The organism is Pelotomaculum sp. FP (assembly GCF_004369245.1).
Taxonomy (GTDB): Bacteria; Bacillota; Desulfotomaculia; order Desulfotomaculales; family Pelotomaculaceae; genus Pelotomaculum_C; species Pelotomaculum_C schinkii.
Window position 1 is genome coordinate 20,991 of the sequence record NZ_QFGB01000054.1, and the last position, 7,524, is coordinate 28,514.

Here is a 7,524-nt window from a genome sequence, read left to right on the forward strand (position 1 = left end):
CTCACCTGAAAGTCACCGAGATGTATGTTTAAGGTTCTATTATATGGGTAAACCATGAAAAAGGAGACTCACATAATGGAGTTTTTAAAAATTGAAAATTTATGCAAGGTCTACGGTAAGGGCGAAAATCAAGTTACCGCGCTTGACCATGTTTCGCTTACAATCGAAAAGGGGGAGTTTACCGCAATCATCGGTTCCTCCGGCTCTGGCAAATCCACATTGCTTCACATCATCGGCGGCGTGGACGTGCCGACAAGCGGAAAGGTGTATTTGGACGGGCAGGATGTATATGCCCAAAGCAATGAAAAGCTGGCCATTTTCCGCAGGCGGCAGGTTGGGCTGATTTACCAGTTTCACAACCTCATTCCCACTCTGAATGTGGTGGAAAACATCACCTTGCCTATCCTGATGGACAAGCGCAAGGTCAACGAGGAACGGCTGAATGACCTGCTCGAAATGCTTGGGCTAAAAGACCGCAAAACGCATTTACCCAATCAGCTTTCGGGCGGTCAGCAACAGCGCGTTTCCATAGGACGCGCTTTGATGAACGCCCCGGCGGTCATGCTTGCCGACGAACCCACGGGCAGTTTGGACAGCCGAAATGGACATGAAATCATCAAACTGCTGAAAGAAAGCAATAAAAAATATGGGCAGACCCTGCTCCTCGTCACGCATGATGAAAATATCGCCCTGCAAGCAGACCGCATTATTGGCATATCAGACGGCAAAGTAGTGAGAGATGAGAGGATGCGGCCATGAACATTTTCAACAAAGTTACCCTGCAAAGCATGAAAAAGAGCCGCACACGAACGATTGTAACGGTGATCGGAGTTATTCTGTCCGCCGCCATGATCACGGCTGTAGCCACCTTTGGCGTTTCCTTGCTGAACTATATGGCAAACGGCGCGGCCCAGAAATACGGCGGTTGGCACGTTGAGTTTTTGGACGTCCCTTCTTCTTTCGTACAGGAACGAACCCACGACGATGGAGTTGCAAACACCGCAACATTTGAAAATATCGGCTACGCAAAACTTGACGGCGGGAAAAACCCGGACAAACCGTATCTTTTTATAGCCGGATACAGCGAGAAAGCCTTTGATACCTTGCCCATAGCCCTGGCTGCAGGCAGATTGCCGAAAAACAGTGGGGAGATTGTTGTTTCGGGGCGCGTCGCTACAAACGGCGGCGTTAAATTCGCGGTGGGCGACAAGCTTACACTTGCTGTCGGAAGCCGCATGGACGGAAATAAAAATCTCGGTCAACACGACCCTTACATTTCCGGGAAAGAAACTCTTGTGCCAAAAGCCAAGAGAACCTACACGATTGTCGGTATCTGCCAAAGCCCCAGCTTTGAGGAATCTTCCGCGCCGGGATATACCTTGATAACGAAAGCAGATACACAAGACAAAGCGGACAACTTCAGCATATTTGTTACGCTTAAAAACCCGCGTGGGGTTCACGCTTACGCAAGCAGCACAGCCGGAACCCAAGCTTACGTCTTTAACGATAATGTGTTGCGCTTCATGGGCCTTTCCGACAATAACGTGTTCAACGCGCTTCTGTACGCGGTTGGCGGCATTGTGGTCGCCATCATCATGATAGGCTCGATTTTTCTGATTTATAACGCATTCACCATCTCGCTGAACGAACGTACACGCCAGTTCGGGATTCTCTCGTCGGTGGGAGCCACAGCGAGGCAGCTGCGAAATTCGGTGCTGTTTGAGGGGCTTTGTATCGGTGCGGTCGGTATACCGATTGGCGTTATCGTTGGCATAGGCAGCATCGGGATTGTGATTTCAGTTGTCGCCAGGAATTTCGGGAGCATTGCCTACAGCGCCGTACCTTTAACCTTGACGGTGTCCGCCCCCGCGATTGTCGTTGCGGCGGCGGTCAGCATGGTTACAATTCTGATTTCGGCCTATATCCCGGCCAGGAAGGCCGCAAGCACTCCCGTGATGGAGAGTATTCGCCAGACGAACGAGGTCAAAATCGAATCCAAAGCCGTGAAAACTTCAAAGCTTGCGGAGCGCATTTACGGCTTGGAAGGTACTCTTGCGTTAAAGAACTTTAAGAGGAACAAGAGACGCTATCGCAGCATTGTGCTATCACTTGTTTTAAGCGTCGTGCTGTTTATATCGGCTAGTGCTTTTGTAACGTATTTGCAACAGTTTTCGGAGCGGGCAGCAGTGTGTACTACCTATGACATCGGTTTTGCCACGCAGGACATGGAGGATAGCGAAATGTTGCCGCTTTACGACAAACTAAAAACCGCCGACGGTGTTTACGAAAGCTCGTATCAAGCGCTTATGAAGTATTCATGCGCTGCCAAAGCAAGCGATCTTTCAGACTATTACTGGGAATACGCGGGTTCACATTCGCCGGACGAAACGGTTAATCTGCCAATGGAAATCCAGTTTCTTGAGGACAGCGCCTATCTGAATATTATCAAAGGCTTGGGCTTGCCCGCAGAGGAATATACCGGGCAAAATGCGAAAATGATCGCCGTTGCCAAACTGACAAGCCACATGAAAGCCAATCGGGAGCATGAGGTTGACGAGTTTATTGATATGTTCAAGAGTTCTTCCATGAATTTTACCATCGCTCCCGAAACAAATGGCAAGCCGAAGATGGAACAGGGGCAAAACGTAAGCATTACGTTTGTCGAGACCGTGCCGCCTGATACACTCCCGATCCTAGAAAACTCCGGGTCAAAGAATCCGATCTTTTTTAGGGTGATGGTCCCCTATTCGCTCAAAGAGAAGTTTGAAACCCCCGATACCCATGTGGTTATTAAGGGCTTGACCTTTCGGTCAAAGAATCCCTCGCAATCGGTGGCTAAAATGGAAGCGATGATTCAGGGTGCGGGAATTACAACAGCCGAGTACAACCTGTACAATCTCAATAAATTTCTTGATGAGAACCGCAATATCATATTCATTGTCAACGTGTTCGCTTATACTTTTATCATTATGATTTCGCTGATTGCGGTTGCCAATGTGTTCAACACGATTTCCACGAATATCAAGCTGCGCCGGCGGGAGCTTGCCATGCTCCGCTCTGTGGGGATGTCTGAACGCGATTTCCAAAAGATGATGAATGTCGAGTGTGCCTTTTATGGCATGAGGACGTTGCTCTTCGGGCTTCCCATAGCGGCAATCTCTTCTTGGCTGATTTACAAAGGGATGGTCGTCGGCGGGGCGGACAATATCGATTTTGTGTTCCCGTGGGGCAGTATCGGAATCAGCGTGTTCAGCGTGCTCTTTGTGGTGTTCATTACAATGCTGTATGCCATTAGCAAGATAAAAAGAGAAAATATTATTGACGCGCTTCGGGATGACATGACTTGATTCAAAACCGATATTGACTTGATAGAAAGCCAAAAAAACATCTGCGTGATTGGGTTCAAGTGATTCGCAATCGTTTCCAAAGACGATTTAACTTCGGGCCAAGTTGGCCCGAAGTTGTACCACAATAAAATACGGCAAAAAAACCCGCCGCGCAAGCGGAAAAAGAAAAAAACCGTTGTTCGGCGGGGGTTCGTTATGCCATAAAAAGATATACCATTGAGGAACGGCGGTTTTGAAAATCAAAACCGCCGTTCTCTGTATATCGGAGGGCTTGATAAACTGCGCCCTTTTTCGGGACACGGCGGCGTGAAAGGAGGACGTTGCCGTGTTTTGTTATTACTGTATTTCAAAACAGCACATCAAGCCGCTATGGAAACATAACGGCTTAATTTAGCCAGCCGACAGCAAAGTATCTTGTAACTTCGGGCCAACTTGGCCCGAAGTCCGGGCCGGGCCTGTTTACTGCCCCGGCTGCCGTTCCCCGCCCTCTCCGTTCATCATCCATAGTCTGTGGAGCAATCCGCAAACATGATGAACGGGAGGAAAAAATAATGGACAAGCCATTAGTTACAATTTCATATAAACTCGCCAATGGGAGCCAGATTAGCGTTGAGGTTTCAACTGCGGTCAAAGAACTGCTGGAACAGTCTGACAGCCAAATCCGCTCCCAAAGGCGGCAGGACAGGCGACACCTTGATTTTGCGGTACATACAGACGGAGATTTGGCAAGTTCTCTGTTACCCGCATATGAGGATATCGCCGATCTGCTGGAAAGAATGGAACGCGACGCCCGATTGTATGAAGTTATCGGCAAGCTGACCGAAGTACAGCAACGGAGGTTGCGCCTATACTACTTCGACGGCCTGGCTTACAGCCAGATTGCTAACATGAGGGGGTAAACCACCGTACCGTTATGGACACAATCGAACAGGCATTAAAGCGGCTTAGAAAGCTCTGCCGGGAATAAGCGCGTTCCGGGCAGAGACACCCCCGCCTTCGGGCGGGGCTGTCTATTGCCTGAATATGATTACTTCAAGAAATATGGCGCAAAGATACCCGGAAGGAACTCAAACCTTCCGGGTTTTTTGCACTCAGAAACAAACCAAAAATATTGAACCTTTTAAAAAAGATACCTCCAAAAAGGGCTTTTCCAGTCCTAAGAAGTGAGAGGATAATTTCTCCCTCTTAGGGCTAGAGCAAACCACCCGTTTTACGGGTGGTTATGATTATTTTAAATTTACAGTGTTGTTGTTGGACAATAAAGTTGTGTACTAAGACAATAAAGTTGTGTACTAAGACAATAAAGTTGTGTACTGAAAAAGCCCCTCTATGGGGCTTTTTCAAAATCACAGATAGATTGAATTTTTGGTGTTTACGTTGCATTTCAATTGGTGTCGGAGGCGGGAGTTGGTCAGAAATGTATGCTGAAATTACCATATAAAAATCTTACCCACCTTTTATGGTCGGTATTTCTTTCTTGTATCGGAGGTTTGTTGTTAAAAGGAGAATTTTGTAGAGGTGTCCATTTTGAAACGTTTTGACAAGCAATTTCTATGTCTGCCTGGACGACCTAATGTCAATTATTATTTTTGCTCTATTTCCGTAACACATTCGTTTTTGATTTTTCCAACGAGGAATTGCAGGGCATCTACAACATGTGGTCTAATATCGCCGCCTATCAGTACATACATTATGTCGTCACCAACCTCAAGCCGGCCTTCATTTAGCCAAACTTTAACATAGAAGATACCATCCATTTTATAAGTTTCCGCAATCGCCGCATCCACTTTCATTGCATCATAAGCAAATTCCATTCCTTTTACCAACGAACCATCATCAAGCCCTTGGCGGACCTTGGCTTTGGGCGTCTGACGCACAACGCCATTATGGACTAAAAACATCCCTTCCTGTAAAGCCATTGGATCCGCTTTTGCTTCTTTGAGCCATTTATCGATAGACGGTGATACTTTTTTTATTTTTTCATTAATCATAAATCAATACACTCCTTATTTATTAAAAATAATTGCGGTCTGCCTGCAATAAGTTTCCATGAAATCAATTCCATACCGTCATAATATTTACAAGCAATACATTCTTTCTTTTTTTGCCTTTCGTGGGGAATCACTATCTCCTCGTGCGCAGTCCATGGAAACATATCTACCTGCGATTATTCTTAATCTTAAATTGCATCGACGTGTTTTTCAACTAAAAAAATGAGCCGACTTAATTATCTTAGGCCAGCCCATTTCTTGTGGTGTCGGAGGCGGGAACTGGTCAGTATAAAATTATTATATAGATATCCAACCGAAAAACAGTAATGATTTCACCTAACTTCTGCTTAAATTACAATTATTACATTTTAGAAAATGGAATAGTCATACGAATCGGTTAAGGTAAGAAGTATAAGGCTATTGTAATCCTATTTCTTAAAATGCAGGGCAGTTCCAAAATACATTGAACCCAGCCTGCGATATAAAGAGGCTGTTACGGAGAGCGTCACGGGAAGAACAGTATTTCAGGCCGCTGGATGCTGCACACGCAAAACAATTCAATTGTAAAGTGTTCCATCAAATAGTAAAATATTAGCGTCAATACGTTGTAACTGATGGCTGTCGCTTCGGCCGTGCCGGCACGCCGGCGTTGTCCTCCGACCGGTTATTCAAACACGGATGCTGGTTCCTCTGAAGCGAACGAAAGGAGCAAATCGGATGAAACGGGAGCAACGCAGCCCCTGGTGCTTTGGCTGCGGCACGCAAAACCCCATCGGTCTGAAACTCGACTGCCGCGAGGAGAACGACAAGTTTATCGCTGCTTTTACCCCGGGGCCCGAACATCAAGGCTATGGTGATGTTGTGCACGGGGGAATCATCAGCACGCTGCTTGATGAAATAATGACAGGGTATCCTTTTTTCAAAGGGCTGGGCCCTAGAACCGCCCGCCTTGAGGTGCAGTTCCGCCGCCCGGTGTTTGTCGGCCAGCCGGTGACGGTAACCGGCTGGATTACCGACCAGAACGGCAAGCTGATGGAACTGGAGGGAAAGGTGACGTTTGCCGACGGCACGGTTGCCGCCGAAGGCAAGTCGACGGTGGTGCTGGTCGGCGACAAGCCCCTTAAGGTCCCCGCGGCCGGCAGCAGCCGACCATAGCGTGAAAAAGGGGCTGTCTCAATAAAAAATTGAGGCAGCCCCATCTTTACTGGGTTTGCGGGCTCGAAAGGGGCAAAAACCGCCTTAAAGTTTCAAACTTCAGTGCAACGTACCGCAAAATCATGGAATTTACTGTGTGTACATGGTATACTAAGGGAAAATATTGGTGTTTAGGTGCGAATTTTGAGAATGGAGGAGAGGACTGTGGAACTAAAAGATTTGATTTATTCGAGGCATAGTATCAGAAAATTCAAGGATACAGATGTCCCAAAAGAAGACATCCTGAAAATACTTGATGCGATACGAGTAGGTCCATCCGCGGAGAACGATCAAAATTGGCATTTCATCGTAGTTAAAAACAAGGATTTCACGAATAAACTTGCTGATGTCATTAATACAAAGCTTGCGAAAGTTGTCAGCAGAGTTGCTGAGGTCGATGAAAAAAGAGCCGCACGGTTTGAAAAGTTTACGAAGCTTTTCACGCTCTTTGCACTTAATGCTCCCGTACTGGTGATGATCTATTCGTATACGGCACCGCCAGCTGCATACACTGAATATAAAATGATAAACATGCCGCATGAGGAATTAGATCATCTGTTTCTGCAGAACTGCGGTATGCAGAGTTTGGGTGCTGCAGTAGAAAATGGCGTACTCATGGCAATGGATTTAGGCTACGGCTCCTGCACCATGACAAGTCAGAATTGGGCACACAGGGAGATTGAGGCTCTTGTTAAAGAAGAATTAGGATTTGAAAGAGAAGGTTGGTTTCTCGCAACTATGCTCCCCATAGGTGTTCCAGATGGTGAAGCAAAAAGTCCTGGAAGAAAACCTCTGGATGAAATGGTAATATTTGTAGAATAAGCTCTTGTTTAAATTAAGCACCTGCAGAGTTTTGCGGGTGCTTTTAGTTTGCCCGGCATGTCTGCCGCACCGATGGGTTGAAAGAAACCCTGTCACCTAACCAGCGGGAAGACAACCCGTAGGCAAGGGCGTCACTGGTAACGGTGGGGTCTGGAGGAAGCCGAAGGGGG

Annotated in this window: 6 protein-coding genes; 5 read left to right on the plus strand and 1 reads right to left on the minus strand. The window is 46.9% G+C overall.

All coding sequences use genetic code 11. The annotated features are described in order from the left end of the window. Positions 1 to 75 precede the first annotated feature (75 nt). From Psfp_RS16795 to Psfp_RS16805, 3 genes are all read left to right on the plus strand, one after another. A complete protein-coding gene (locus tag Psfp_RS16795; RefSeq protein ID WP_134219687.1) occupies positions 76 to 759 on the plus strand; it encodes an ABC transporter ATP-binding protein in 684 nt (227 codons plus the stop codon). After that, a complete protein-coding gene (locus tag Psfp_RS16800) occupies positions 756 to 3,347 on the plus strand; it encodes an FtsX-like permease family protein (RefSeq protein WP_134219688.1) in 2,592 nt (863 codons plus the stop codon). The genes Psfp_RS16795 and Psfp_RS16800 overlap by 4 nt, the downstream gene beginning before the upstream one ends. 551 nt (positions 3,348 to 3,898) lie before the next feature. Continuing rightward, the gene (locus Psfp_RS16805) at positions 3,899 to 4,246 is read left to right on the plus strand and encodes a hypothetical protein (RefSeq protein WP_134219689.1); all 348 of its coding nucleotides are present in this window, start codon (positions 3,899 to 3,901) and stop codon (positions 4,244 to 4,246) included. A gap of 684 nt (positions 4,247 to 4,930) precedes the next feature. Here Psfp_RS16805 and Psfp_RS16810 read toward each other — a convergent pair. Then, the gene (locus tag Psfp_RS16810) at positions 4,931 to 5,338 is read right to left on the minus strand and encodes a molybdenum cofactor biosynthesis protein MoaE (RefSeq protein ID WP_134219690.1); all 408 of its coding nucleotides are present in this window, start codon (positions 5,336 to 5,338) and stop codon (positions 4,931 to 4,933) included. 717 nt (positions 5,339 to 6,055) lie between these two features. Here Psfp_RS16810 and Psfp_RS16815 point away from each other — a divergent pair. Continuing rightward, positions 6,056 to 6,493 (plus strand): hotdog fold domain-containing protein, encoded by a 438-nt coding sequence (locus Psfp_RS16815; RefSeq protein WP_134219691.1) that lies wholly within the window; start codon positions 6,056 to 6,058, stop codon positions 6,491 to 6,493. A gap of 204 nt (positions 6,494 to 6,697) precedes the next feature. Further along, positions 6,698 to 7,354 (plus strand): nitroreductase family protein, encoded by a 657-nt coding sequence (locus Psfp_RS16820; RefSeq protein WP_134219692.1) that lies wholly within the window; start codon positions 6,698 to 6,700, stop codon positions 7,352 to 7,354. Positions 7,355 to 7,524 lie beyond the last annotated feature (170 nt).

Excerpts from the sequence above, each read along its gene's own strand:
- Psfp_RS16795 (WP_134219687.1), top strand. The coding sequence starts at position 76 with ATGGAGTTTTTAAAAATTGAAAATTTATGCAAGGTCTACGGTAAGGGC.
- Psfp_RS16800 (WP_134219688.1), top strand. The coding sequence starts at position 756 with ATGAACATTTTCAACAAAGTTACCCTGCAAAGCATGAAAAAGAGCCGC.
- Psfp_RS16805 (WP_134219689.1), top strand. The coding sequence starts at position 3,899 with ATGGACAAGCCATTAGTTACAATTTCATATAAACTCGCCAATGGGAGC.
- Psfp_RS16810 (WP_134219690.1), bottom strand. The coding sequence starts at position 5,338 with ATGATTAATGAAAAAATAAAAAAAGTATCACCGTCTATCGATAAATGG.
- Psfp_RS16815 (WP_134219691.1), top strand. The coding sequence starts at position 6,056 with ATGAAACGGGAGCAACGCAGCCCCTGGTGCTTTGGCTGCGGCACGCAA.